Source organism: Rubellimicrobium mesophilum DSM 19309, from assembly GCF_000600335.2.
GTDB classification, from domain to species: domain Bacteria; phylum Pseudomonadota; class Alphaproteobacteria; order Rhodobacterales; family Rhodobacteraceae; genus Rubellimicrobium; species Rubellimicrobium mesophilum.
Genome location: NZ_KK088626.1, coordinates 18,603 through 44,149, shown reverse-complemented (window position 1 = coordinate 44,149; position 25,547 = coordinate 18,603). Strand labels below are relative to the sequence as shown.

Sequence of the window (25,547 nt, the reverse complement as noted above, 5' to 3'; positions counted from 1 at the left end):
CACACTCCACAGGGCGGAGGCCCGCGCCGGGCACGACGTTAACTCGGCGTTAACCAATCCCTGCCAGGGTCGCGCCCGGAGGCAAGCCCGGAGGGCAGGCGGTGATGCACTTGCTCGACGCGATCGGCGCGGGGATCTTCGCATTCTCGGGGGCTCTCCTCATCGTCTGGGGCCTGACGCTGTGGACGAGAAGGCCACCCGTTGTCGCTAGGCGCCGGTCCGATCCGATCGTCTTCCTGTTCGAGGGACAGGACCTTGTCGATGCCACCCCGGCCGCGCGCCGGCTCCTGCGTGGGCAGCCCGAGGGAGGACCGGACCTCGCGAAGGTGCTGCGGCTCCTGGAGCGTGGCTTCGGGCCCGACCTGGGACCGCGGCTCGCCGAGCTGCCATCCGGCGGTCGGCTCTCGCTCGCCTCCCCCAACGGTGCCGGCGCGGTCGAGGTGGCCGAGGAAGGCGGCGCCCTCCGCCTGACCCTCCGTCCCGACGGGGTCGGGGCCTCCGCGATCGATACGCTGGCCTTCGACGCCGCTCGGGAGGAGCTCCAGCTCCTCCGCGGCCTCGCGGAGGACTCGCCGCATCCCATCTGGACTCTGGATGTGCGGGGCGAGCTCACCTGGGCGAACCGGGCCTATCTTGCCCTCGCCGACATCGCGAGCGTTCGGCCCGGGGACCCGGATGGCGCGACTGTCGCACGGGCAGCCTGGCCGGTGCAGCCTCTATGGGATTCGCCCACCGACCTCGCCGAAGGCCGACCGCTGCAGGAGCGCCTGGCCCTCGCCTCGCCCGACAGCGAGGAGCCGCTCTGGTACGACGTGACCAGCGTCCGGCGCGGCCCGGGGAGCCTCCACTTCGCCACGGACGTGACGAGTCTCGTGCAGGCCGAGGTCACGCGGCTTCATTTCGTGCAGACCCTGGCCAAGACCTTCGCGCATCTCGCCACCGGCCTCGCGGTCTTCGACCGCGACCGGCGCCTCGTGCTCTTCAACCCGGCCTTCCTCGACCTCACCGGCCTGCCCATCGAGTTCCTGAGCGGCCGCCCCCTCGTGCAGGCTGTCCTCGACCGTCTCCGCGATGCCCGGATCCTTCCGGAGCCGCGCGACTACGCCTCCTGGCGCGAAAGCGTCGCCGCCCTCGAAGCCGCCGCGGCGCAGGGGGAGTACCGTGAAACCTGGACCCTCCCCGGCGGCCAGACCTGGAGGGTAACGGGGCGCCCCCACCCGGACGGCGCCCTGGCCTTCCTGTTCGAGGACATCAGTGGAGAGGTGGGCCTCGCCCGTCGCATCCGGACCGAGGTCGACACGATGCGCGACGTCCTCGACGCCTTGGACGAGGCCGTGGCCGTCTTCTCGCCCGCCGGAGGGCTCTTCCTGTCGAGCGCGACCTACGAAGGGCTCTGGGGACCTTCCTCTTCGGCCATGCCGGACAAGGCTCTGGCCGACGAGGTCGCCCGCTGGAAGGCTGGCTGCCATCCCAGCTCCGCCTGGAGCAGGCTCGAGAACCTGGCGCCGGATCGTCCGACGCCGATCGAGGAGCAGGTTCGGCTCCTGGATGGCCGCAAGCTCGCCATGCGTGCGGCACCCCTGCCCCACGGCGCCCTCCTGGTGAGGTTCCAGGGGAGTGTCGGACGTGATCGACCCGAAGACGAGGCCCTTGCGCCCCATGACTCGGCCCGCCGGACGGAGCCGGCCTGACGGCTCAGCCGAGCCCGGCATCCGGGAGGCGAGTGTCCCCGCATCGTCGGAATGGCCCGCGCCCGAAGCCGGCAGAACAAGGGCTGGCGGCTCTCGGCCGGCCTGCGTAGGTTCGGCCCATGGTGCTCGCCGGACCCATCCACCTTTCCACCGAGGCCGAGACCGCGGCCCTCGCCGGTCTCCTGGCCCCCCGGCTCGTGCCCGGGGACGCGGTCCTCCTCTCGGGTCCCGTGGGCGCCGGAAAGTCCGCCTTCGCCCGGGCCCTGATCCGCGCGCGGCTCGGGGATCCGGAGGCCGAGGTCCCCTCTCCCACCTTCACCTTGGTCCAGACCTACGGCGCAGGTGAAGGCACGCTCTGGCACGCCGACCTCTATCGCCTCTCGCATCCCGACGAGGTGGTGGAGCTCGGCCTGCTCGCCGCGCTGGAGGACGCCATCTGCCTGATCGAATGGCCCGACCGCCTCGGTCCCTTGATCCCGGCCTCGGCCCTTCGGCTCGACCTCGTGCCCGAGGGGGAAGGACGCGCCGCCATCTTCTCGGGTCCGCCCGCCTGGGCCCCCCGCCTGGAGGACCTTCATGGTTGACGCCGCGCTCCACCCCGATCCCTGCATCGCCTTCGTCGCGGCTTCCCCCGCCGCGGGCTGGGCGCGGGTGCCGCTGGCCGGCGACGCCTCGGGCCGCCGCTACGAGCGGCTCCGTGCCCCGGACGGCCGCACCGCCATCCTGATGGACGCCCGCGCCGAGCCCGCCTCGCTCGTCCCCTTCCTCCGCATCGGCGCGCATCTGCGGGCGCTGGGCCTCCGGGCGCCCGAGGTGCTGGCCGAAGGCGAGGGCCTCCTCCTCCTCGAGGACCTGGGCCCGACCCACATGGCCGCCTGGCTCTCCGATCATCCCGGCGAGGCCCCGCTCCTCTATGGCGGCGCCATCGACGTGCTGGTGCGACTCCAGCCCGCGCCGCCGCCCGAAGGCCTCGTGGCCCTGACGCCCACCCGCGCGGCCGGCATGATCGCGCCCCTCTTCGAGCACTACGCCCCCGGCACCGACCCCCGCCTCGCGGCCGAGCTCGCCGGCCGCCTGCGCGAGGCGCTGGAGACGCATGCCCCCGAGGCGACAGTGCTCTCCCTGCGCGACTACCACGCCGAGAACCTCGTCTGGCGTCCCGAGCGCGAGGGCACCGACCGCCTGGGTCTCCTCGACTTCCAGGACGCCGTGCTGGCGCCCCCGGAATACGACCTGACCTCCCTCCTGCGCGACGCCCGCCGCGACACCGACGCGGAGCTCAGGGCCGCCATGACCCGCCGCTTCGCCGACCTCACCGGCCGTTCCGAAGGCCGCGTCGCCGCCGCGACAGCGGTGCTGGGCCTGCAACGGAACCTCCGCATCCTCGGAATCTTCGCCCGCCTCGCCCGCGAGAGGGGCAAGCCCGGCTATCTCGCCCTCCTTCCTCGCGTCTGGGCACATATCCAGGGCGATCTCGCCCATCCGGCGCTGCGACGCCTGGAGCCGTCCGTCCGCGCCGCCGTCCCGCCGCCCGAGGTCCCCGCATGATCCCACGCGCCGCCATGATCTTCGCGGCCGGCCTCGGCACCCGCATGGGGGCGCTGACGGCGGACCGCCCCAAGCCGCTGATCGAGGTCGCGGGCCGTCCGCTCATCGACCCGGCGCTCGCCTACGCCAAGGAGGCCGGGGCCGACCCCATCGTCGTCAACGTCCATTACAGGGCCGACCAGCTCCGCGCCCATCTCTCGCATGAGCCCGTCCGCATCGCCGACGAGACCGCGCAACTCCTCGAGACCGGGGGCGGCCTCAAGGCGGCGCTGCCGCTCCTGGGCGAAGGCCCGGTCTGGACCCTGAACAGCGACGCCGCCTGGTCCGGCCCCAACCCCCTCGCCGCCCTGGCCCGCGCCTGGAGGCCCGGGATGGAGGCGCTCCTCCTCCTCGTCCCGCGCGAGCGGGCGCTGGGCTACGCGGGGGCGGGGGACTTCGACCTCGACGCGACGGGACGCCTCGCGCGCGGGACCTCGTACGTCTATACCGGCGCCCAGATCCTCCGCACCGAAGGGCTGGCCGAGATTCCCGAGACCGTCTTCTCGCTCAACCGCCTCTGGGACCGCGCCGCCGCGTGTGGCGGGCTCTTCGGCCTCGTCCACGAGGGCCGGTGGTGCGACGTCGGCCGGCCCGAGAACCTCGCCCTGGCCGAGGATCTCCTGCGCGAGGAGGCCCGCTGATGTTCGACGCCCCCGGCCCCCGCCTCTTCACGCTGCCCCCCGGCACCGACTTCGCGACCGGGCTGCTGCGCGGCCTCGCCGACCGGCTGGACGGCGCCGCGCCCGAGGCCTGGGCCCGCGTCACCATCTACGTCCCGACCCGGCGGATGCAGCGCCACCTGCGCGAGGCCTTCGACGCGGGCGGCCCCCGGCTGGTCCCGCGCCTCCGCCTCGTCTCGGAGGTGGCGCTCGACCCGATCGGCGCCGACCTCCCGCCCCCCGTCCCCGCGCTTCGCCGGAGGCTGGAGCTCTCCCAGCTCATCGCCGCGCTCTTGGCGCGCGAGCCCGACCTCGCGCCCCGCGCCCGGCTCTTCGACCTGTCCGACAGCCTCGCGGATCTCATGGAAGAGATGCAGGGCGAGGGCGTGCCCCCCTCGGCCATCGCGGGCCTCGACGTGGCGGACCTGTCCGGCCACTGGGCGCGCTCGGTCAAGTTCCTCCGTATCCTCGAGCCCTGGTTCGAGGCCGAGGGCGCCCCCGACGGCGACGCCCGGATGCGCCGCGTCACCGAACGGCTGGAGCGCCTCTGGCTCACCGAGCCGCCCTCGGACCCGGTGATCGTCGCGGGCGCCACCGGGTCGCGCGGAGCCACCATGCGGCTCATGGAACTGGTGGCGCGGCTGCCCCAGGGCGCCGTGGTCCTGCCCGGCTTCGACACCGACCTGCCCGAGCCGATCTGGACGCGGCTTCAAGACGACGGCGCGCTGAACGGCGAGGATCATCCGCAGTTCCTCTACGCCTGCCTGTTGAGCCGACTGGGCCTCGCGCCCGGAGAGATCCTGCCCTGGACCTCCACGCCGACACCCTGCCCGCCCCGGGCGCGGCTCGTCTCCCTCTCGCTGCGCCCGCCCCCCGTGACGGACCAGTGGCTCTCCGAGGGCCCATCGCTCGGCCCGCTCGCCCCCGCCTGCGAGAACCTCACGCTCCTCGAGGCGCCCTCGCCGCGCGCCGAGGCCGAGGCGGTCGCGCTCCGGATGCGGCAAGCCATCGAGGAGGGGCGCACTTGCGCCCTCGTGACGCCCGACCGGACGCTCTCGCGCGCCGTGGCGGCGGCGCTCGACCGCTGGGGCGTGGTCCCCGACGACAGCGCGGGCGAGCCGCTCCCGCTCTCGCCCCCCGGCCGCCTCCTGCGCCAGATCGCGGACCTGCGCGGCGCGCGGCCCACGGGCGAATCGCTCCTGTCGCTCCTCAAGCACCCGCTCTGCCACGCCGGGTCCGACCGGGGCCCGCACCTCCGCCGCACGCACGAGCTGGAACTCCAGCTCCGCCGCAAGGGCCCACCGGCGCCTGAGCCGGGCACGATCCGCGCCTTCGCCGCCCAGCGCCTCGCCCAGGACCCGGGCGTCGCCGGGTGGGCCGATTGGCTCGCATCTCTCCTCGCCCGGCTGCGGCCAGACCACGACCATACCCTCGTCGAGCACGTCGCCGACCACGTTGCCCTGACCGAGGCCTTCGCCCTTGGCTCCGGCGCGTCCGAGACGCCCAACCCACTCTGGCAGGAGGCCGCCGGGCGCGAGGCCCGCAAGGTCTGCGCCGAACTCAAGCGCCACGCCGACGCGGGCGGCCGCCTCTCGCCCCGCGACTACGCGAGCCTCTTCGGCGGCGTCCTCGCCCAGGCCGAGGTGCGCGACCGCGACCGGGGCCATCCCCGCGCGCTGATCTGGGGGACCCTGGAGGCGCGGGCGCAAGGCGCCGACCTCGTGATTCTCGGCGGCATGAACGAGGGCGTCTGGCCCCCCGCCGCCCCGGTGGACCCCTGGCTCAACCGCCGCCTGCGCGGGGCCGCCAGCCTGCCGCTCCCCGAGCGGCAGATCGGCCAGGCCGCGCTCGACTACATGCTGGCGCTGGCCGCCCCCGAGGCCTGGATCACCCGCGCCGTCCGCACCGACGAGGCGCCGACCGTCCCCTCGCGCTGGCTCAACCGCCTCCTGAACCTGCTGGAGGGCCTGCCGCTCCAGGGCGGCCTCGAGGCCATCGAGGCGATGAAGTCGCGCGGCGACGCTTGGCTCGGCAAGGCGACCGCTCTCGCGCGCCCGGTGACGCGGCAGGACCCGGCGCCCCGTCCCTCGCCGCGCCCTCCGATCGCACACCGGCCCCGGCGCATCTCCGTCACGGCCATCGAGCGGCTCCGCCGCGATCCCTACTCGGTCTACGCCGAGACGATCCTGCGCCTCCCTGCCCTCGACCCCCTCACCGCCGAGCCTGATGCACCATTGCGCGGCACCGTCATGCACAAGGCGCTGGAGAAGTTCATCGAGGCAGGCGTGGCCCCGGATGCTCCCGGAGCGTCCCTGCAACTCCTGCAAACTGCCTCCGAGGTCTTCGAGACGGATTGTGCCTGGCCCGTCATGCGTCGCCTCTGGCTCGCGCACCTCGCCAAGGTCGCACCATGGTTCCTGGAAACCGAAGCCGAGCGCCGCGCCAAAGGCCAGCCCAAGCTCTTCGAGACCAAGGGCGAGATCGAGCTGCCCGCCCTGGGGATCACTCTCGTCGCCAAGGCCGACCGCATCGACCTCACCCCCGGCGGCGAGGCGGTCATCCTCGACTACAAGACCGGGCAGGTTCCGACCGAGAAGCAGCAGAAGCAGTTCGCCAAGCAACTCCTCCTGATGGCCGCCATGGCCGAGCGCGGCGCCTTCGGGGCGCTCGGAACGGTCAAGGTCGCGGACGCCGCCTTCGTAGGCCTGGGCTCCAAGCCCACCATCGTGAAGGCTCCCCTGTCCGAGATCACGACCGATCAGGTCTGGTCCGAGCTCCAGATCCTCCTCGCCGCCTGGATGGACCCCTCCCGCGGCTTCTCTGCCCGCATGGCGGTCGAGAAGGAGGATTGGGAAGGCGACCATGACCATCTTGCACGCTACGGCGAATGGGATCATGCGACCCCCGTGACGCCGGAGGACATGGCCTGATAGCGTCGCCCCAGACGCACCCCAAGACCCGGCCCTCTCCCGCATGACCGCGCCCGCCCGAGCTTCGACACGAATCACCCGGCGTCCGAGCGGCAGCGGCAGGCGGCGGACCCGCGCGCCTCGACCTGGCTTTCGGCCAACGCGGGCTCGGGCAAGACGCGGGTGCTGACCGACCGCGTGGCGCGGCTCCTGCTGGCGGGCGTGGACCCGGCGAACATCCTCTGCCTCACCTACACCAAGGCGGCGGCGGCCGAGATGCAGACCCGCCTCTTCAAGCGGCTGGGTGGCTGGGCCATGAAGGAGGACGAGCCGCTCATCGAGGAGCTCCGCACCCTCGGCCTCACCGAGGGGCTGGAGCCGGTGAACCTGCGCGAGGCGCGGCGCCTCTTCGCGCAGGCGCTGGAGACCCCGGGCGGCCTCAAGATCCAGACGATCCACGCCTTCTGCGCCTCGCTCCTCCGCCGCTTCCCGCTGGAGGCCGGCGTCTCCCCCCAGTTCCGCGAGCTGGACGAGCGCGGCATGGCGCTGCTGCGCGCCGAGGTCGCCGAGGAGATGGCGACCGGTCCGCAGGCGTCCCTCGTGGACGCCGTGGCCAAGTACCTCTCCGGCGATGCCTTCGAGGACATGCTGGAGGTGATCGCCGGCAAGCGCGAGGCCTTCTCGCCCTGCCCTGTCGAGGCTGACCTCCGCGCCCTCCTCGCTCTCGCCGAGGACGCCTCCGAGGACTCCCTCCTCGCTTGCATCGAGAGCGCCGAACGTCGTCAGCTCCTGCGCGACGTCACCGACCTGGGCCTGACCGGAGGCGCCAACGATCAGAAGGCCGCCCGCGCCCTCCAGCGCGTCTGCACCCAGGACCGCTTTGCCCTGAGCACGCTGGCCGAGCTCGAGAAGGTCTTCCTTTACGGTGCGACCGCCGAGAAGAACGAGCCTTTCAGCGCCAAGATCGGTGCCTTCCCGACCAAGGGCCTTCGGGGCAGGGCCCCCGAGCTGATCGAACGCCTGGAAGAGCTGATGCACGACGTGGAGGCCGCCCGCGAGCTCCGACTCTGCCTTCAGGCCCATGCCCGCAACCACGACCTCCATGCCTTCGCCGCCGCCTTCGTCGAGGCCTACGAGCGCAAGAAGCTCGCGCGCGGGCTCCTCGACTTCGACGACCTCATCGCCCGCGCCCGTGGCCTCCTGACCGATCCGGCGGTCGCCCAGTGGGTCCTCTACCGGCTCGACGGCGGCATCGACCACATCCTCGTGGACGAGGCGCAGGACACCTCGCCCGGTCAGTGGGCGGTGATCGAGCGCCTTGCGGACGAGTTCGCGTCCGGCGAGGGCCGCGACCCGCAGCGCCACCGCACGATCTTCGTCGTGGGCGACCGCAAGCAGTCGATCTTCTCCTTCCAGGGCGCCGACGCCGAAGGCTTCGACCGGATGCAGGCGCATTTCGGCGAGCGCCTTTCCCGCATCGGCCAGACGCTCCAGTCCCAGCAGCTCGAATACTCCTTCCGCTCCTCCGAGGCGGTGCTGAACGTCGTGGACGCCACCTTCCGCGACCATGACGGGCTGGGCGAGACGGCCCCCACCACCCACCTCGCCTTCCGCGCCGGGATGCCGGGCCGCGTGGACCTCTGGCCGCCGGTGCCGAAGGTGGAGCGGGCCAAGGACGAGCGCCCCTGGACCGACCCGGTCGACTCCACCGACCCCAAGGATGCGAACCTCCAGCTCGCGGAGAAGGTCGCCATCGCCGTCGAGGACATGATCCACAACGGCTCCCTCCCCGTGGAGGTGGACGGCGTCTGGATGCGCCGTCCCGTCACGCCGGGCGACGTGATGATCCTCGTCCAGCGCCGCAGCACGCTGTTCAGCGCGATCATCCGCGAGCTGAAGAAGCGCAACCTCGACGTGGCCGGCGCCGACCGCCTCAAGCTCCGCGCCGAGCTTGCGGTCCGCGACATCGAGGCCGTGCTGCGCTTCCTGGCGCTTCCCGAGGACTCGCTGTCCCTCGCCTGCGCCCTGAAAAGCCCCCTCTTCGGCTGGACGGAGCGCCAACTCTACCACCTCGCCCAGCCCCGCCCCGAGGGTCAGAGCCTCTGGGATGCGCTCCGCGGCGCCGGAGAATCCGAGGCTCTGACCATTCTCAAGGACCTGAGGGACAAGGCCGACTTCCTGCGCCCCTACGACCTCGTCAACCGCCTGCTCCTGCGCCACGACGGCCGCCGACGCCTGCTCGCGCGGCTGGGGCCCGAGGCCGAGGACGGAATCGACGCCTTCCTCGCGCAGGCGCTTACCTACGAGAGCGAGGCCGTGCCCTCGCTCACCGGCTTCCTCGAGTGGCGCGGGCAGGACGAGGTGGAGGTGAAGCGCCAGATGGACGCGGCCGGCGACAGGATCCGCGTGATGACCGTCCACGGCGCCAAGGGCCTCGAGGCACCCATCGTCATCCTCCCCGACTGCGCCAAGCGACAGGCTCCCCAGCTCTCTCCCCTCTACCCGATGGAGGGCGGTCGCCTGCTCTGGGCCTGCCCCAAGGACGACATGCCCCGCCTCATGCGCGAGCGTCGCGAGGCCCTTCTCGCGGCTCAGGAGCGGGAGCGGCGGCGGCTCCTCTATGTCGCCATGACCCGGGCCGAGGCTTGGCTCGTCGTCTGCGGCGCCGGAGAATGCGGGCCCGAGAGCTGGCACGGCTCCGTGGAAAGGGGCCTCGACGAGCTGGAGGCGCCCGAGCATCCCTGCCTCGACGGCCGGGGCCGCCGTTACGGCGGCGACTGGGACCACCTGCCCAAGGCGCCCAAGCGCGCCCGCCGCCTGCCGCCCAAGCCGGTGCCGGTGCCGGACTTCGGCCCCGTGCCCCCGCCCGGTCCGCGCCCTGTCGCCCTCGCCCCCACGGACCTCGGTGGCGCCAAGATCCTGCCGGACGAGCACGACGCCTCGACCCGCGACCCCGAGGCCAGCCGCGCCCGGGCCCTCGCGCGCGGCCACCTCCTGCACCTCGCGCTCGAGCACCTGCCCGTCACCTCGCCCGAAACCGTGGCCGCCCTTCTTGCCGCGACCGAGGACGCCGCGCTCGCCGGCAACCTGTCCGAGATCGTGGCCGAGGCGCAGGCCCTCATGGCCGCCTCGCACCTCGCCGCCCTCTTCGCGCCGGACGCGCTGGCCGAGGTCGACCTCAGCGCCGAAATCGAGGGCGTCGGCCGACTCCACGGCACCATCGACCGCCTCCTCGTCGCTCCGGAGGCCGTCACCGCCATCGACTTCAAGACCAACCGCGTCTTCCCCTCGACGCCCGAGGAGGTGCCCGAGGGCATCCTGCGCCAGATGGGCGCCTATGCCGCCATGCTGGCCGCCCTCTACCCGGGCCGGGCGGTGCGCACCGCCATCCTCTGGACCCACACGGCGACGCTGATGCCCCTGCCCTCCGCCCTGGTCATGGCCGCCCTGCAACGCGCGCCGGGACCCGGCGGAGACCCCACATCTTGACGCTCCGGGTGGGGGCTCATACCTTCGCTGCCTAGCCCTTGCGCCGGCCACACCGCCCGGCGCCCCTTCAGGAGAGCCGTCATGGCCACCGTTCACGTCACCGACGCGACCTACGACTCCGAGGTCCGCAACTCCTCTGTGCCCGTCGTGGTGGACTTCTGGGCCGAATGGTGCGGGCCCTGCCGGATGATCGGCCCGGCCCTCGAGGAGATCGCGGCCGCCTACCAAGGCAAGATCAAGATCGCCAAGGTCAACGTGGACGAGAACCCGAACGAGGCCGCCAAGCTCGGCGTGCGGGGCATCCCCTCGCTCTATCTCTACAAGGACGGCCAGGTGGTCTCGAACAAGGTCGGCGCGGCGCCCAAGGCCGCGCTGCAGTCCTGGATCGACTCGAACATCTGATGGCCGACGACTTTCCCGGCTGGCATGGCACGACCATCCTCGCGGTCCGCAAGGGCGGGCGGGTCGTGGTGGCCGGGGACGGCCAGGTCTCGCTCGGCCAGACCGTCATCAAGGGGACGGCGCGCAAGGTGCGCCGCCTCTCGCCCGGCGGCCACGCGGTGGTCGCGGGCTTCGCGGGCAGCACCGCCGACGCCTTCACGCTGCTGGAGCGCCTGGAGGCCAAGCTCGAGGCCGCGCCCGGCCAGCTCGCCCGCGCGGCGGTGGAGCTCGCCAAGGACTGGCGCACCGACAAGTATCTCCAGAAGCTCGAGGCCATGCTGATCGTCACGGACGGCAGCAACCTCCTCGTGGTGACCGGCGCGGGCGACGTGCTGGAGCCCGAGAACGACGTGGCGGCCATCGGCTCGGGCGGCAACTACGCGCTTGCCGCGGCCCGCGCGCTCATGGAGACCGACATGGACGCCGAGACCATCGCCCGCAAGGCCATGGCCATCGCGGCCGAGATCTGCGTCTACACCAACGGCAACCTGACCGTGGAGGCGCTGCCCTCCTGATGGGCGCGCCGCTTGGCAGGACGGCCTGGCCTCCATAGATGGACGCCAGACCGAAGGAACACCTGATGACCGACCTGACCCCCCGCGAGATCGTCTCCGAGCTCGACCGCTTCATCATCGGCCAGGAGGCCGCGAAGCGCGCCGTCGCCGTGGCGCTGCGGAACCGCTGGCGGAGGAAGCAGCTCCCCGCCGACCTCGCGCAGGAGGTCACGCCCAAGAACATCCTGATGATCGGCCCCACCGGCGTCGGCAAGACCGAGATTTCCCGCCGCCTCGCCCGCCTCGCCAAGGCGCCGTTCCTGAAAGTGGAGGCCACCAAGTTCACCGAGGTGGGCTATGTCGGCCGGGACGTGGAGCAGATCGTCCGCGACCTCGTGGACGCCGCCATCGTCACCACGCGCGAGCAGATGCGCGAGGACGTGAAGGCCCGTGCCCTCCAGGCCGCCGAGGACCGTGTCGTCACCGCCTTGGCCGGCGAGGACGCCCGTCCCGGCACGCGCGAGGCCTTCCGTCGCAAGCTGAAGGCGGGCGAGCTCGACGACACGTTCATCGAACTCGAGCTGAACGACGCGGCGAGCCCCTTCGGTATGCCGCCCGGTCTCGACCTCCCCGGCAGCCAAGGCCTCGCCATGGCGTCGCTGGGCGACCTCTTCGGCAAGGCCCTTCGCCGCACCACGAGGAAGCGCATGACCGTGGCCGAGAGCTACGACGTGCTGCTGAACGAGGAGGCCGACAAGCTCCTCGACGACGAGACGGTGACCAAGGCGGCGCTCGAAGCCGTCGAGCAGAACGGCATCGTCTTCCTCGACGAGATCGACAAGGTCTGCGCCCGCGCCGAGACGCGGGGCGCCGACGTCAGCCGCGAGGGCGTGCAGCGCGACCTCCTGCCGCTGATCGAGGGCACTACGATCTCCACGAAATACGGCCCCGTGAAGACCGACCATATCCTCTTCATCGCCTCCGGCGCCTTCCATATCGCCAAGCCCTCGGACCTCCTGCCCGAGCTGCAGGGCCGCCTGCCGATCCGGGTGGAGCTCCAGCCGCTGACCGAGGGCGACTTCGTCCGCATCCTGACCGAGACCGAGAACGCCCTGACGCGCCAGTACGCCGGCCTCATGGAGACCGAGGGCGTGAAGGTCGCCTTCACCGACGACGGTATCGCCGCGCTCGCCCGCATCGCGGCCGAGGTGAACCGCGCGGTCGAGAACATCGGCGCGCGGCGGCTCTACACGGTGATGGAGCGCGTCTTCGAGGACCTGAGCTTCGCCGCCCCTGACCGCGGCGGCGAGAGCGTCACCGTGGATGCGGGTTTCGTCGAGAAGCACCTGGGCGCGCTCATGTCCCGCGCCGACCTCGGCCGCTATGTGCTCTAGGACCTTTTCCGGCGGGGCCGTGGGGTCCAGGCGAAGGACGCAGCTTCCCCTACCCCGCCGGGCGGCGACCCAGGGACAGGATCACCCTGCCCCAGAAAAGTTGAGAAACCGTTAACGGCGAAGGGAAATCCGCGCCGGCGTCCTCGGGTCCGGTCGCGCGATCCTCCTCTGAGGGTCAGCCTAGGCGACGCTGACGGGCGCCATGCCCGACAGCGCCTCCCAGCCGGCGTTCTGGTCCGACAGGTCGCGCCCGAACCACGCCGTCTCGATGACCTCGAACACGGGCTTCTCGAAGGCGGCGTAGCGGTCGATCCGCACGTGCCCGGGCTCGATGGTCAGCAGGTTCAAGGTGTTGGGCTCGTTCCGCAGGCGCGTGGAGAGCCCCGTTCCCGCCTGCACGAGGAGGACCCCCGGGGCCGCTGTCAGCGGCGCCACATGGGCGTTGTGCAGGTGCCCCGACAGCACGATGTCGGCCCCGGCCTGCACCAGCGCCTCCACCCCCTTGCCGGAATGGCTCATGAGCCGCTTGGTGGAGCCGACGGGATGCTCGGGCGGGTGGTGCATCATCACGACCAGCGTCTTCTGCGGGTTCGCCTCGTGCGACCGCGCGATGGCGCGGAGCTGCGACCTCCCGATCCGCCCCGCCTGATGGGCGTAGCGGTTGACGGTGTTGAGGCCGACCACCGTGACCTCCTCGTCCTCGTGGCGCGGCGAGAGGTCGTCGTGGATCAGCGAGCGGTAGCGCCCCCAGGGGTCGAGGAGCCGCACCACCACATTGTCGAGCGAGATGTCATGGTTCCCCGGCACCGCGAGCCAAGGCGAGCGCAGCCGGTCGAGGAACTTCGCGGCCTCCACGAACTGGCTTCGCCGCGCGCGCTGCGTGAAGTCGCCCGAGACCGCCACGAGGTCGGGTGCGAGGTCGGCCGCGAGCGTCACCAGCGGGTCGAGGAGGTCCGGCCGGGTGCGCCCGAAATGCAGGTCCGAGAGGTGAAGGATCGTCCTCATGCGGCGGCCCCCGGGGCGTCTGCGCCCACGGCCTCCTCCGGCGGGGCATAGACCTCGAGCGCGTCCTTGTGCACGCGCAGCCGCAGGGGTGTCCGCATCCGCATCTTCTCCCCGTCGCAGGCCACCGTCAGATGCAGCGAACGGGCCGCGATCGTCACCTCGTCCGCGCAGACGAGGTCGAAGTCGCGCCCCTGCCGCATGGATTGCCGGACGAGCCGCCAGGCCTTGTGGAACATCCCCGCCCGGCCCGTGTCGGGCGCCACGAAGACCGCGAAGCGCCCCTGCGCCACGCATTCCGCCCCCGCGAGCCCGAAGCTCTCGAGCTGGTAGGCGGAGCGGGCCACGAAGAGGAGCGGTGTCTTGACCCGGATCTCCCGTCCATCCGCCATGACGGTGAGGAACAGCGGCCGCTGGAAGCGCATGAAGGTCTTGGCGGCCGACCAGTGGGCGGCCAGCCGCCTCCGGCCCCAGCGGGCATAGACCTCCTCGCGATTCTTCAGGATCGCGGGGTAGATGCCCAGGCTGATGTTGTTGAGGAAGACCTGGCCGTTGACCTCGGCCAGCGACACGCGGCGCGTGCCGCCGGCCAGGATGACCTCGGCGGCCGCCCTGGGGTCCTCCGGGATGCCCAGGCCGCGGGCGAAGTAGTTGAAGGTGCCCAGCGGCAGCACCCCGAAGCGGTGGCCCGAGTCCATCAGCGCTCCGGCCACGGTCATGACCGTGCCGTCGCCCCCCGCGCCCACGATGGCATCGAAGTCGTCCTCGACCGCCCGGCGGGCCGCGCCCTCGATCTCCTCGCCCTTGACCTGCCGCAGCTCGGCCCGGGTCCCGAGGACCTCCATGGCCAGCTTGATGGCATCCGCCTCGCGACTGTTGCGGCCCGAGTTCTCGTTGCAGATGACGCAGATGCGCTGGGCGTCGTCGAGGGTCGAGGCTTCGGTCATGTCGAGGTCCATGGCTGCGTCCGGGCGCAACGCCCGGCAGGCCTTGCGGGTTTCCCGTCGTCGGTCAGGCGCGCAGGTAGACGTAGAGCGCGCCCTCGCCCCCATGCCGCTGATGGGCCGGGGCGACCTGGAGCACGGCCCCTGCCAGCGGCGGCAGCATCAGCCAGCGCGGCACGTCGTGCCGCAGACGTCCCGCCCTTGCGGGCATGGGCGCGAGGTCGTCGTTCACCCGGCCCTTGCCGGTGATCACCAGCACGAGGCGACGCCCCTTGGCCCGGGACCCCAGGATGAAGGACTGGAGCGCCGGATGCGCCTCGGCCAGCGTCATCCCGTGCAGGTCGATCCGCGCGTCCGGCCTGAGCTTCCCCTTCCTCATCCTCCCGAAGGTCCCCGCATCCATCCGGAGCGGCCCCCGGGCGAGGCTCTCGGCCAGCCCCGGCAGCAGGTCGTTCGTCTTCCGGTGGTCCACCGCCTGCCCCACCCGGAACGGCGCGATCGGCTGGGGCGCGGGGGGTGCCGCCGGGGCTTGCACCGGCGGCGACGGAGCTTTGGGCAGGGGCGCCGGAATGGCCTGCGCCGGATGCATAGGGGCGACGCTCCCCTTCACCCGCTCCCAGAGCTCGCGATCCTCGGCGGAGAGGCGGCGGCTCACGACGCGGCGGCCAGGAGGGCCTGGGCCTGCGGAAGGGGCAGCAGGACCACCATGCGCCCGCCGTCCCGGATGCGCCCGGCGCGGAGCCCCGCCGCGGCCCCCGTGCCCACGAAGATGTCCCCCCGCTGCGCGCCCTTGATGGCGCCGCCGACGTCCTGCGCGATCATGAGGCGGCGCAGCCGCTCCGCCCCGTTCGCTTCGATCCAGATGGGCGCGCCCAACGGCACATGGCCCGGGTCCACCGCGAGGCTTCGCAGCGGCGTCACCGGTCGGCCCATCGCGCCGAGCGGTCCCAGCTCGGACGGCAGCTCCAGCTCTCGGAAGAACACGAAGGAGGCGTTGGCCCGCATGACCGTCCGCCCCTCCTCCGGGTTTCGACGCAGCCAGCCGCGCACCGCATCGGCCGTGGCCTCCCCGGCCACCAGCGCGCCCCGCTCGATCAGCAGCCGCCCCACCGAGGCATAGGGATGCCCGTTCTTCCCCGCATAGCCCAGCCGCAGGACCCGCCCGTCCGGCAGCCGGACGCGTCCCGAGCCCTGGACCTGCAGGAAGAAGGCCTCGACCGCATCCTCGACCCAGGCGATCTCGAGCCCCCGCCCGGCCAGCGCCCCGTCCTCGATCTCCGCCCGCGTGAGCCAAGGCAGCCCGGGCGGCAGCCGATAGAGTGGCGCGGGGTAGCGGTCGGAGGGCACGGGAGAGCCCTCGATCTCCGGCTCGTAGTAGCCGGTGAAGAGCGCGGGCGACCCGTCCTCGATCAGCACCGGGCGGAACCGCGCCTCGAAGAAGCCCCGCGCCGACTCGGGCCGGATATCGCGGGCCAGCCCGGTCCAACCGTCACCCTCCGCCAAGTCGCAGGTCGCCCGGAACGCGCGCAACGCAGCCGCGTGGTCGTCCTCGGCCCATCCGTCGAGGTCGCCGAAACCGAGCCCCGTGAGCCGCCGCGCGGCCACGGGCACTCCCACCTCCCGGGCTGCCAGGGTCATTCGCTGGTGGCGACCAGGATCCAGTTGGGGTCCGACGCCCCCATCACGCGCGAGAAGGTCCAGACGTCCCGCTGCCGCCGGATCGCCGTGGACGACCCCTCGACGACCTCGCCCGCACTGTCGCGCACGACCGACGTCAGCTCGCCCACGAAGCGCACCGAGACCTCGCCCTCGCGGGTGGCCGGGTCGAAGGTCGCGTCCCTTAGCGCCAGCTCCGAGAGGCCCACGAAGGTCGCCTCGACCTTGTAGCCCTTGGCGTGCCGCTCCTCGACGACCTGCGCGAAGGCGCCGTAGACATCGGGCGACAGGAAGGGCTTCACGGGGGCGAGATCGCCCCGTTCGAAGGCCATCAGGATCATCTCGTAGGCGGCGCGGGCGCCCTGGAGGAAGTCGCGCACGGTGAAGGAGGGGTCCGCCGCCTTCATCGCCGCGAGCGCCTTCGCCGCGTCCGAGTCCTCGGGAACGTGATCGGTGATGTCGCGGTCCGGCCGCCCCTCGATCACCTCGAGCTCGGGCCGGCTGCGGCGGGCGGGGCTCTCCGGCAGCGCGACCGGCGGCTTCTCGAAGCCTTCGCGGCTCCCCAGCACACTCCGCAGGCGCAGGATCAGGAAGATCGCGATGGCGGCCAGCACCAGAAGCTGGACGATCGGAGAGTTCATGCGGGTCCTCGCGCAGCCGTAACGAGCCGCGTCTAGCGAGGCGGCTTCAGGGCACCTATGTATTGCGGGGGCCGGATCAAGTCCATCGGCCTCCCGGAACGCGGGGCCCCGGGTGCCCCCACCAGGGACAAGGAGCCCTCCTCATGGCACGCCTGCTGGTCGCGGCCTACCTGCTCGCCGAGGTCGCGAGCCTCGTCATCGTCGGCAACTGGATCGGCGTGCTGGGGACGCTGCTCCTCGTGGTCGGCGCCGGCCTGCTCGGCGTGGCGCTGCTGCGGCAGCAGGGCAGCGACGCGCTCTCGGCGATGCGCCGCAGCCTCGACGCCCGGCGCGACCCCCGGCCCGCGCTCCTGCGCGGCGGCTTCCGCTTCGTGGCGGCGCTGCTCCTGATCCTGCCGGGCTTCCTGGGCGACCTGGTGGCGCTGGCGCTGCTCGTCCCGGCCGTGCAGCGGCTGGTGGGGAGGACTCTCGCCGCCCGCACCGGCGCCCGCGTCGCGACCATGCGGGCCACGGAGATCTACGGCGTCCGGCCCACGTCCTCCGGAGTTCCGCGAGACCGCGTGGTCGAGGCCGAGTGGGAAGAGGTGCCCCCGCCCAAGCGCCCGACCCATCGCCCCTCGGGCTGGACCCGCCACTAGCCCCGCCATTGAGGAGGGACGCCCCGGGATGCTAGGGGAACCTCCGACATCGTGATCCCTCGGAGGAGACCCCATGACCGACACGCCCGACACGCCCGAAGGGGGGTCCCCCGCTCCCGCCACTCCGGCTGCGGCCCCGCGCGTCACGCAGCGCATCCTCGCGCAGTACATCCGCGACCTCTCCTTCGAGAACGTCCTCGCCCGTAAGGGCGTGACCGGCGAGGTCGCGCCCGAGATCGCCGTGCAGGTCAGCCTCGACGCCCGCAAGCGCGGCGGCGACAACCAGTACGAGGTCACCACCAAGCTCAACGCGACCTCCAAGACCAAGGCCAGCGGCGAGGTCCTCTTCGTCCTCGAGCTCGAGTATGTCGGCGTCTTCCAGATCGAGGGGGTGCCCGAGGCGCAGCTCCACCCCTACCTGCTGATCGAGTGCCCGCGCATCACCTTCCCGTTCCTGCGGCGGATCGTGTCGGACCTCACCCGCGACGGTGGCTTCCCGCCGCTCAACCTCGAGATCATCGACTTCGTGTCGCTCTACCGCAACGACCTCGCGCGCCGCGCCCAGGCCCAGCAGCCCCCGGCGGCCGCGCCCAAGCTCGACGCCTGAGACCCTGCTCTCGGGAGAAGGGCCGTCCCCAAGGGCGGCCCTTTGCCGAAAGCGTCGCCGGCGAGACCAGCGACCCGCCGATGACGGATCGGCGCGTTCGACCGTGTCACGCCTCGACTGTGCAGATGGAGCCGTCCTTCGCCGCACCCATTGCAGCGTGACGCGCACCGACGAAGGGCCCCCTTACCGCTCCGTCGCGCCCTTGCCGGCGATGATCCTGTCGCGGAACCTGGCGACCCGCGCGGTTCGCGTCTCGGGCGTCTTCGCCGAGCTGAGGTTGACCACGTAGCTCCTCTGCCGACCCGGCGTGAGGGCGTGGAAGGCCTCAGCCAGCTCGGGGTCGGCGTCCAGCGCCGCGACCAGCTCGTCGGGCAGATCGAGGGACGCCTCCTCCCTCGGCGGCTTGAGGCCCTGCTCCGCATAGCCCATCGCCTCGCGCAGGTAGGACCGGATGACCAGTTCCCTGTCCGCCACCTGCTCGTTGGCGCTGAAGCGGATCATGTCGGGATGGCGGGTGTTCGGTCCCTGCCGCTCAAGAAGGCCCTCGGGGTCCTTCATCAGGGCCGCATCGAAGAAGCTGAGGCGGAAGTCGCCGCGGAACGCGCCGATGATCGCGATGTTGCGCCCCGCGTGCATGTAGCAGGGATGCGCCCACTTCACGGCTTCGTCGAGCCCGGCCTCCCGGCAGATGCGGCGAAGCTCGTCCAGCCCCCGCGTCCAGGCCCGCGTCGAGCAGTCCGGGGTGGCAAAGCGCTCGCAGCGGCCGCAGCCTTTCGTGAAGAAGTCCTCGATATCGGTGATCATCGGCAAATCCCGGCAGAAAACGAGTGCGATGCCGGTCCCATCGACCGGCAGGAAGCAGGAGCCCGCCTCAAAGCGAGCGGGCCGAGACGGGATGGAGCCCGGTCGCGGGCGTCAGGGCAAGAGGCCGACGGAGAACCCACCTGAGCAGGGCGCGACCCACGACGGCGGCAAGGGGCCCGCTCCCCGAGGGCGGCCCTTCGCCTCATGTCCGGTTCCAGAGCGCCCCATCGCCCAGGGAGGCCACGAAACCCGCGTGCGCCGCAGCCTCCTCCTCGGTGATCCGGGGCGGCAGCGGCACGGGCCGGGGGCGCGGGCGCCAGGTCCCGTCCACCTGCTCCGCCCGTTCGGCACGGGCCGGGGTCGAGGGTTCGGCGCTCAGCCCGAAGTCCGGCTGCCGCCCGCCGATCAGCTCCAGGTAGACCTCGGCCAGGATCTCGCTGTCGAGGAGCGCCCCGTGCAGCGTCCGCGCCGAGTTGTCGATCCCGAAGCGCCGGCAGAGCGCGTCGAGCGAGGCGGGCGCGCCGGGGAACTTGCGCCGCGCCATGAGCACGGTGTCGATGGCCCGGTCCATCGGCATCGGCGGGTAGCCGATCCGCCCGAGCTCGTGGTTCAGGAATTTCATGTCGAAGGCGGCGTTGTGGATCACCAGCCTCGCGTCGCCGATGAACTCCACGAAGTCCCGAGCGACCTCCGCGAAGACCGGCTTGTCCCGCAGGAAGTCGTCGCCCAGCCCGTGGACCGCGAAGGCCGCCTCGGGCATCGGCCGCTCGGGGTTGACGTAGACGTGGAAGTGCCGCTTCGTCGGCAGGTGGTTGAAGAGCTCCACCGCCCCGATCTCCACGATCCGGTCGCCGGTCTCGGGCTCGAAGCCCGTCGTTTCCGTATCGAGGACGATCTCGCGCATCGAAGCCCTTTCAACCCGCGTCGGCGCGGATCTCCGAAAGGATCTGTCGCACGGCGGCCCGGGCCTCCTCAAGGGTCTCGGTCGGGATCACCCAGCGCGCCCGCGCCCGCTTCTCCGCGTCCGGCATCTGGCGCGAGAGCAGCAGCTCCACGCCGGCGAGGTCCATCCCCGGCCGGGCAAGCAGCCGCGCCATCTGCGTGGCGGCCGAGGCCGACACGACCGCCACCTCGTCGCACTCCCGGTCGATCTCCCGCTCATAGAGCAGCGGCACGTCCAGCACGACAATGTCGCCCGGAGTCGTGCCCAGGAACCGCGCCCGGTCCTCGGCCACGAGGGGGTGGACCAGGGCCTCCAGCCGGGGAAAGAGCGTGGGGTCCCGCTCCAGCGCCTCGCGCAGCGCCGGCCGGTCCACCTCGCCACCCGCCACCGCCCTGGGCACGAGCGCCCGGATGCCCGGCACCGCGGCGCCCCCCGGCGCGTAGAGGGCATGGACCGAGGCGTCGGCGTCCCAGACCGGCACGCCCTCCTCGCGGAACATCGCCGCCGTGGTGGACTTGCCCATGCCGATGGACCCCGTGAGGCCCAGCACGAAGCGCATCAGCCCAGCACCGCCGCGCGCAGGGCGTCGTCCACCTCGGGCCGGACGCCGAACCACCGCTCGAAGGCCGGCACCGCCTGGTGCAGCAGCATCCCGAGCCCATCCACCGCGACGGCCCCCGCCGCCCGCGCCTCGCGCAGGAGCCGCGTCTCCAAGGGCGCATAGACGAGGTCCGTCACCACCTGCCCCGCCCGCAGTCCATCGAGCGGAACCCTCAGCTCGGGCTTGCCCGTCATGCCGAGCGAGGTCGTGTTGACGACCAGCGCCCCCTCCTCGACGGCGTTGCCGGACTGCACCCAGTCCACCACCCGGAGCCTGTCCCCGAACTCCTCCCGCAGGGCGTCGGCGGTCCCGCGCGTGCGGTTGCTCAGGATCACCTCGGGCACGCCCGCGTCGAGCAGCGCCACGATCACCGCCCGCGCCGCGCCGCCCGCGCCCAGCACCGTCGCGGGTCCCGCAGCCGGGTCCCACTCGGGCGCGCCCTGGCGCAGCGAGCTCAGGAACCCCTCGCCGTCGGTATTGTCCGCCAGGATGCGTCCGTCCTCGAAGACCAGCAGGTTTGCCGCCCCGATCCGCCGCGCGCGCTCCGTCGCCTCGGAGGCCAAGTCGAGGGCCGCGCGCTTGTGCGGGATAGTGACGTTGACGCCCCGGAACCCTGCCTTGGGCAGCGCCCGGAACACCTCGCCCAGGTCCTCCTCCGCGATCTCCATGGCGACGTAGTCCCCGGATATCCCATGCCGCGCGATCCAGTGGCGGTGCAGCCGGGGCGAGCGCGAATGCGCGACCGGGCGCCCGACGACGCCGGCCAGGAGATAGGGCTTGGTCATGACGGAATGGTCCCGCGCAGGGTGAGGAAAGACAAGAGGGGCAGCAGCGGCAGCCCCAGGATGGTGAAGTGGTCGCCCTCGACCTTGGTGAAGAGCCGCACCCCTTCCTCCTCGATCCGGTAGGCGCCGGCCGAATGCCGCACCGACTCCCAATTGCGCCCGAGATAGCCATCGACCCACTCGTCCGACATCCGGCCCATGGTGAGCTTCGCCTCGGTCACCTCGCGCCAGACGGGCTGCTCGTGCTGGTAGATCACCGCCGCCGAATGGAGCTTGTGGGTGCGGCCCATGAGGGACCGGAGCTGCTTGCGCGCCTCCTCCGGCGTCGCGGGCTTCGAGAACAGCTCGCCGTCGCAGGAGAGCGTCTGGTCGCAGCCCAGGACGAAGGCCTCCGGCCGGCGCGGCGAGATCCGCGCGGCCTTCATCTCCGCGAGCGCATCCGCGATGTCGCGCGCCGAGGCTCCCTCGGCCAGGAGGCCCGCCGTGAAGGTCTCCTCGTCCACGCGCGCCACCACGACCTCGAAGGGGACGCCGGCGGCGCGCAGCATCGCCGCGCGCGTGGCGGAGCCGGAGGCGAGGACAAGGGACTGGGACATGTGGACAACCCTGCGGGCAAGAGCGGGATGGATCGCCCCGGCGTATGGACGAGCATGGCCCCGGACGGAAGGGGGTGGACGACTCACCCCCTTCGGCACCCGAGTCGCCCTGAGTCCCCCACCGTGGATGAGGATAAGTCCGCCCTGGGGACGACTCACCCCCGCCAGCTCCCATCAGGATCGGCCTCCCACCTCGGGAAGTCCTTGGAGTCAGGCTCTCGCCACGAGAGCTGTGGCTCGGACGCCGCGGCGACGCGCCCGAACCGCCTGTGGACTCTTCTGGGGGCGGCAGGCCTTCGCCGGAGTTCTCCACAGCCCAACCGCCATCCACTTCCCTTCCCCTTCGGGGAGTCTTTAGAGAAGGTGGCCACCACTGTTCGCGCGGACCCGATGATCGACACCCTTCAGTCTGCCTATCCCTGGATCAAGGCCGCGCATGTCGTCGCGATGGTCGCCTGGATGGCGGGCCTGTTCTACCTGCCCCGCCTCTTCGTCTATCACGCCGAGCGCGGGACCCCCGGCTCGGAGCTCGACGCGACCTTCCAGGTCATGGAGCGGCGCCTCCTGCGCGCCATCATGAACCCCGCCATGATCGCGACCTGGGTCCTGGGCCTGCTGCTCCTGGCGCTGGGGGGCTGGTGGACCGCCGGATGGTTCCACGTGAAGCTCCTGGGCGTCCTCGCCCTCACCGCCTTCCACATGTGGTGCGCGGCGCGGCGGCGGGACTTCGCCGCGGGCCGCAACACCCGCCCGGGCCGCACCTACCGGATCGCCAACGAGCTGCCGACGCTCCTCCTGCTCGTCATCGTCGCCATGGTGATCGTGAAGCCCTTCTGATCGTCGCGACCCCCGATTGACGCGGGCCGGCGGAATCCTTATCTCTGCGTCAGCCCTCCCGTCCGGGAACGGCATCTCACGCGCATGACTTCGTCCCGACTGCCGCCCGACCCGGGCGAGTGCGGTCGCGCAGGACCATCAGGATCTTCATGACTCAAGACCGTCTCAACCTGGCCGACCTCAAGGCGCAAAGCCCCAAGGACCTCCTGGCCCTCGCCGAGGAGCTCGAGATCGAGAACGCCTCGACCATGCGCAAGGGCGACATGATGTTCGCCATCCTCAAGGAGCGCGCGGACGAGGACTGGGTCATCGGCGGCGACGGGGTGCTCGAGGTGCTCCAGGACGGCTTCGGCTTCCTCCGCAGCCCCGAGGCCAACTACCTCCCCGGCCCCGACGACATCTACGTCTCGCCGGAGATGATCCGGCAGTACTCCTTGCGCACCGGCGACACCGTCTCGGGCGTCATCCAGGAACCCAACGAGAACGAGCGCTACTTCGCCCTGGTCTCGGTCGAGCGGATCAACTTCGAGGAGCCCGAGCGCGCCCGCCACAAGGTCGCCTTCGAGAACCTCACGCCCCTTTATCCCGACCAGCGCCTCAAGATGGAGATCGAGGACGATCCCACCATCAAGGACCGCTCGGCCCGGGTGATCGACCTCGTGGCCCCCATCGGCAAGGGCCAGCGCTGCCTGATCGTCGCGCCGCCGCGCACCGGCAAGACGGTGCTCCTCCAGAACATCGCGCACAGCATCGAGCGCAACCACCCCGAGTGCTACCTCATCGTGCTGCTCATCGACGAGCGGCCCGAGGAGGTGACCGACATGCAGCGTTCGGTGAAGGGCGAGGTCATCTCCTCCACCTTCGACGAGCCCGCGACGCGCCACGTCGCCGTGGCCGAGATGGTCATCGAGAAGGCCAAGCGCCTTGTCGAGCACAAGCGCGACGTGGTGATCCTGCTCGACTCGATCACCCGCCTGGGCCGCGCCTACAACACGGTCGTGCCGTCCTCGGGCAAGGTGCTGACCGGTGGCGTGGACGCCAACGCGCTCCAGCGGCCCAAGCGCTTCTTCGGCGCGGCGCGCAACATCGAGGAGGGGGGCTCGCTCACCATCATCTCGACGGCGCTGATCGACACCGGCTCGCGCATGGACGAGGTGATCTTCGAGGAGTTCAAGGGCACCGGCAACTCCGAGATCGTGCTCGACCGCAAGGTGGCCGACAAGCGGACCTTCCCGGCGATGGACATCCTCAAGTCCGGCACCCGGAAGGAGGATCTGCTGGTCGAGAAGACGGACCTCGCCAAGACCTACGTGCTGCGGCGCATCCTCAACCCGATGGGCACCACCGACGCCATCGAATTCCTGCTCTCGAAGCTCAAGCAGACCAAGACGAACAGCGACTTCTTCGACAGCATGAACGCCTGACGCGCAAGCCGCGTCGGGGAACGCCTGATCGGGTCGGGCGTCCGTTTTCACGACCTGCGGCGCCCGGGACCTCCTCGGGCGCCGTTCCATTTCCGGACCTTCGATGAGCCATCCGCCGCACGCGCCCGACACAATCTTCGCCCTGGCCACCGCGCCCGGCCGGGCCGGGATCGCCGTCCTGCGCCTCTCCGGGCCCGGGGCCCACGCCGCGGCGAGCGCGCTCGCGGGAGAGTTGCCCGAGCACGGCCGCACCCTCCGCACCCTCCGCGACGCCTCGGGCGAGGCGCTCGACCAGGCTCTCGTACTGACCTTCGCCCCCCATCGCAGCTTCACCGGCGAGGCCGTGGCCGAGCTTCACTGCCACGGCGCCCCCGCCGTGGTCTCCGCCGTCCTGCGCGCCCTCGGCATCCTCCCCGGCCTCCGCCAGGCCCAGCCCGGCGAGTTCACCCGCCGCGCCCTCGAGAACGGCCGCCTCGACCTCCCGCAGGTCGAGGGCCTCGCCGACCTCCTCTCCGCCGAGACCGAGGCGCAGCGCCGCCAAGCCATGCGCGTCTTCGCAGGCGCGCTGGGCCGGAAGGCGGAGGAGTGGCGCGCCAAGCTCCTCCGCGCCGTGGCGCTCGTCGAGGCGACCATCGACTTCTCCGACGAGGACGTCCCCGAGAACGTCTGGCCCGAGGTGCTGGAGCTCATCGTCCTCCTCGCCGAAGAACTGCGCCAGGAGGCCCAAGGCGCCCGCCTCGCCGAGCGCCTGCGCGAGGGCTTCGAGGTCGCCATCGTCGGCGCCCCGAACGTCGGGAAGTCCACCCTCCTCAACCGCCTCGCGGGACGCGAGGCCGCCATCACCTCCGAACACGCCGGCACCACCCGCGACGTGATCGAGGTCCGCATGGATCTCGAGGGCCTGCCCGTGACCCTGATCGACACCGCCGGCCTGCGCGAGGCCCAGGACCCCGTCGAGGCCATCGGCATCGAACGTGCCCGCAGCCGCGCGGCCCAGGCCGACCTCCGCGTGCACCTCCACCTCCCCGGCGAACCCGCGCCCGAGGCCGGTCCAGACGATCTCGTCGTCCAAGCCAAGGCCGACCTCGCACCCACGGGCGCCCTCGCTATCTCCGGCAGAACCGGTTCCGGGATCGACGCGCTCGTGGCCGAGATCGCCGCCCGCTTGAAGCCCCGCGCCACCGGCCTCGGCGTCGGCCTGCGCGAGCGCCACGCGCGCGCCATGCTGGATGCCGCCGGCCTCCTCGACGAGTCGCGCACCCTCTTCGACCAAGCCGCCCCCGTCGAGATCGTGGCCGAAACCCTCCGACGCGCCCTGCGTCGGATCGACGCCCTTGTGGGGCGCGTCGGGGTGGAGGATATACTCGGCGAGATTTTCTCGAGCTTCTGCATCGGAAAGTAGGAC

General features: G+C 71.9%; 23 protein-coding genes and 1 pseudogene. 14 read left to right on the top strand and 10 right to left on the bottom strand.

The features are described 5' to 3' along the window. Positions 1 to 104 precede the first annotated feature (104 nt). The 9 genes and pseudogenes from RUMESO_RS21760 (at position 105) to hslU (ending at position 12,664) form a co-directional block, all read left to right on the top strand. Positions 105 to 1,691, top strand: coding sequence for a PAS-domain containing protein (locus RUMESO_RS21760; protein WP_051521595.1), 1,587 nt, complete (start codon positions 105 to 107; stop codon positions 1,689 to 1,691). A gap of 119 nt (positions 1,692 to 1,810) precedes the next feature. Beyond that, the gene (gene tsaE, locus RUMESO_RS21755; protein WP_037283709.1) at positions 1,811 to 2,275 is read left to right on the top strand and encodes a tRNA (adenosine(37)-N6)-threonylcarbamoyltransferase complex ATPase subunit type 1 TsaE; all 465 of its coding nucleotides are present in this window, start codon (positions 1,811 to 1,813) and stop codon (positions 2,273 to 2,275) included. Then, a complete protein-coding gene (locus RUMESO_RS21750; RefSeq protein ID WP_037283707.1) occupies positions 2,268 to 3,239 on the top strand; it encodes an aminoglycoside phosphotransferase family protein in 972 nt (323 codons plus the stop codon). The genes tsaE and RUMESO_RS21750 overlap by 8 nt, the downstream gene beginning before the upstream one ends. Next, the gene (locus tag RUMESO_RS21745; protein ID WP_037283704.1) at positions 3,236 to 3,919 is read left to right on the top strand and encodes a nucleotidyltransferase family protein; all 684 of its coding nucleotides are present in this window, start codon (positions 3,236 to 3,238) and stop codon (positions 3,917 to 3,919) included. Before RUMESO_RS21750 ends, RUMESO_RS21745 begins: the two co-directional genes overlap by 4 nt. Further along, complete coding sequence (gene addB, locus RUMESO_RS21740) at positions 3,919 to 6,867, top strand: double-strand break repair protein AddB (protein WP_156363058.1); 2,949 nt, start codon at positions 3,919 to 3,921, stop codon at positions 6,865 to 6,867. The genes RUMESO_RS21745 and addB overlap by 1 nt, the downstream gene beginning before the upstream one ends. Before the next feature lie 99 nt (positions 6,868 to 6,966). Beyond that, positions 6,967 to 10,335 (top strand): annotated as a pseudogene (addA, locus tag RUMESO_RS21735) (double-strand break repair helicase AddA); the annotation flags it as partial. 81 nt (positions 10,336 to 10,416) lie between these two features. Beyond that, positions 10,417 to 10,737 (top strand): thioredoxin, encoded by a 321-nt coding sequence (trxA, locus tag RUMESO_RS21730; protein WP_037283701.1) that lies wholly within the window; start codon positions 10,417 to 10,419, stop codon positions 10,735 to 10,737. After that, positions 10,737 to 11,291 (top strand): ATP-dependent protease subunit HslV, encoded by a 555-nt coding sequence (hslV, locus tag RUMESO_RS21725; protein WP_037283699.1) that lies wholly within the window; start codon positions 10,737 to 10,739, stop codon positions 11,289 to 11,291. The genes trxA and hslV overlap by 1 nt, the downstream gene beginning before the upstream one ends. Before the next feature lie 65 nt (positions 11,292 to 11,356). Continuing rightward, positions 11,357 to 12,664, top strand: a complete 1,308-nt coding sequence (gene hslU, locus RUMESO_RS21720) for an ATP-dependent protease ATPase subunit HslU (protein WP_037283696.1) — start codon at positions 11,357 to 11,359, stop codon at positions 12,662 to 12,664. 180 nt (positions 12,665 to 12,844) lie between these two features. Here the strand turns inward: hslU and RUMESO_RS21715 are convergent, their stop codons facing one another. From RUMESO_RS21715 to RUMESO_RS21695, 5 genes are all read right to left on the bottom strand, one after another. Beyond that, positions 12,845 to 13,669, bottom strand: a complete 825-nt coding sequence (locus RUMESO_RS21715) for a metallophosphoesterase family protein (RefSeq protein ID WP_169791217.1) — start codon at positions 13,667 to 13,669, stop codon at positions 12,845 to 12,847. Next, positions 13,666 to 14,613 (bottom strand): diacylglycerol/lipid kinase family protein, encoded by a 948-nt coding sequence (locus tag RUMESO_RS21710; protein WP_037283818.1) that lies wholly within the window; start codon positions 14,611 to 14,613, stop codon positions 13,666 to 13,668. The genes RUMESO_RS21715 and RUMESO_RS21710 overlap by 4 nt, the downstream gene beginning before the upstream one ends. 64 nt (positions 14,614 to 14,677) lie before the next feature. Then, positions 14,678 to 15,265 (bottom strand): Smr/MutS family protein, encoded by a 588-nt coding sequence (locus tag RUMESO_RS21705; RefSeq protein ID WP_037283693.1) that lies wholly within the window; start codon positions 15,263 to 15,265, stop codon positions 14,678 to 14,680. Next, positions 15,262 to 16,248 (bottom strand): murein transglycosylase A, encoded by a 987-nt coding sequence (gene mltA / locus RUMESO_RS21700; protein ID WP_037283690.1) that lies wholly within the window; start codon positions 16,246 to 16,248, stop codon positions 15,262 to 15,264. The genes RUMESO_RS21705 and mltA overlap by 4 nt, the downstream gene beginning before the upstream one ends. Then, entirely contained in the window at positions 16,245 to 16,907 is a 663-nt protein-coding gene (locus RUMESO_RS21695) for a Tim44/TimA family putative adaptor protein (protein WP_037283687.1), read from the bottom strand. The genes mltA and RUMESO_RS21695 overlap by 4 nt, the downstream gene beginning before the upstream one ends. 143 nt (positions 16,908 to 17,050) lie before the next feature. Between RUMESO_RS21695 and RUMESO_RS21690 the strand changes: the two genes are divergently transcribed. Then, positions 17,051 to 17,545 (top strand): FxsA family protein, encoded by a 495-nt coding sequence (locus tag RUMESO_RS21690; RefSeq protein ID WP_037283684.1) that lies wholly within the window; start codon positions 17,051 to 17,053, stop codon positions 17,543 to 17,545. Between the two features lie 73 nt (positions 17,546 to 17,618). Further along, the gene (gene secB, locus RUMESO_RS21685; protein WP_037283681.1) at positions 17,619 to 18,152 is read left to right on the top strand and encodes a protein-export chaperone SecB; all 534 of its coding nucleotides are present in this window, start codon (positions 17,619 to 17,621) and stop codon (positions 18,150 to 18,152) included. Positions 18,153 to 18,335: 183 nt separating this feature from the next. Here secB and RUMESO_RS21680 read toward each other — a convergent pair whose 3' ends face one another. From RUMESO_RS21680 to RUMESO_RS21660, 5 genes are all read right to left on the bottom strand, one after another. Then, positions 18,336 to 18,956 (bottom strand): YdeI/OmpD-associated family protein, encoded by a 621-nt coding sequence (locus RUMESO_RS21680; protein ID WP_037283678.1) that lies wholly within the window; start codon positions 18,954 to 18,956, stop codon positions 18,336 to 18,338. A gap of 202 nt (positions 18,957 to 19,158) precedes the next feature. Beyond that, the gene (gene dnaQ / locus RUMESO_RS21675) at positions 19,159 to 19,860 is read right to left on the bottom strand and encodes a DNA polymerase III subunit epsilon (RefSeq protein ID WP_037283675.1); all 702 of its coding nucleotides are present in this window, start codon (positions 19,858 to 19,860) and stop codon (positions 19,159 to 19,161) included. A 10-nt stretch (positions 19,861 to 19,870) separates the two neighbouring features. Next, positions 19,871 to 20,458, bottom strand: a complete 588-nt coding sequence (gene coaE / locus RUMESO_RS21670; protein ID WP_037283672.1) for a dephospho-CoA kinase — start codon at positions 20,456 to 20,458, stop codon at positions 19,871 to 19,873. Further along, positions 20,458 to 21,285 (bottom strand): shikimate dehydrogenase, encoded by an 828-nt coding sequence (locus RUMESO_RS21665; protein WP_037283670.1) that lies wholly within the window; start codon positions 21,283 to 21,285, stop codon positions 20,458 to 20,460. Before RUMESO_RS21665 ends, coaE begins: the two co-directional genes overlap by 1 nt. Next, the gene (locus RUMESO_RS21660; RefSeq protein ID WP_037283667.1) at positions 21,282 to 21,881 is read right to left on the bottom strand and encodes a Maf family protein; all 600 of its coding nucleotides are present in this window, start codon (positions 21,879 to 21,881) and stop codon (positions 21,282 to 21,284) included. The genes RUMESO_RS21665 and RUMESO_RS21660 overlap by 4 nt, the downstream gene beginning before the upstream one ends. A gap of 390 nt (positions 21,882 to 22,271) precedes the next feature. Here RUMESO_RS21660 and hemJ point away from each other — a divergent pair, with 390 nt between their 5' ends. The 3 genes from hemJ to mnmE all read left to right on the top strand — a co-directional run bounded on the left by hemJ (position 22,272) and on the right by mnmE (position 25,544). After that, complete coding sequence (hemJ, locus tag RUMESO_RS21655) at positions 22,272 to 22,718, top strand: protoporphyrinogen oxidase HemJ (RefSeq protein WP_037283663.1); 447 nt, start codon at positions 22,272 to 22,274, stop codon at positions 22,716 to 22,718. Between the two features lie 149 nt (positions 22,719 to 22,867). After that, complete coding sequence (gene rho / locus RUMESO_RS21650; RefSeq protein ID WP_037283660.1) at positions 22,868 to 24,142, top strand: transcription termination factor Rho; 1,275 nt, start codon at positions 22,868 to 22,870, stop codon at positions 24,140 to 24,142. 103 nt (positions 24,143 to 24,245) lie between these two features. After that, positions 24,246 to 25,544, top strand: coding sequence for a tRNA uridine-5-carboxymethylaminomethyl(34) synthesis GTPase MnmE (gene mnmE / locus RUMESO_RS21645; protein WP_037283657.1), 1,299 nt, complete (start codon positions 24,246 to 24,248; stop codon positions 25,542 to 25,544). Positions 25,545 to 25,547: the final 3 nt, after the last annotated feature.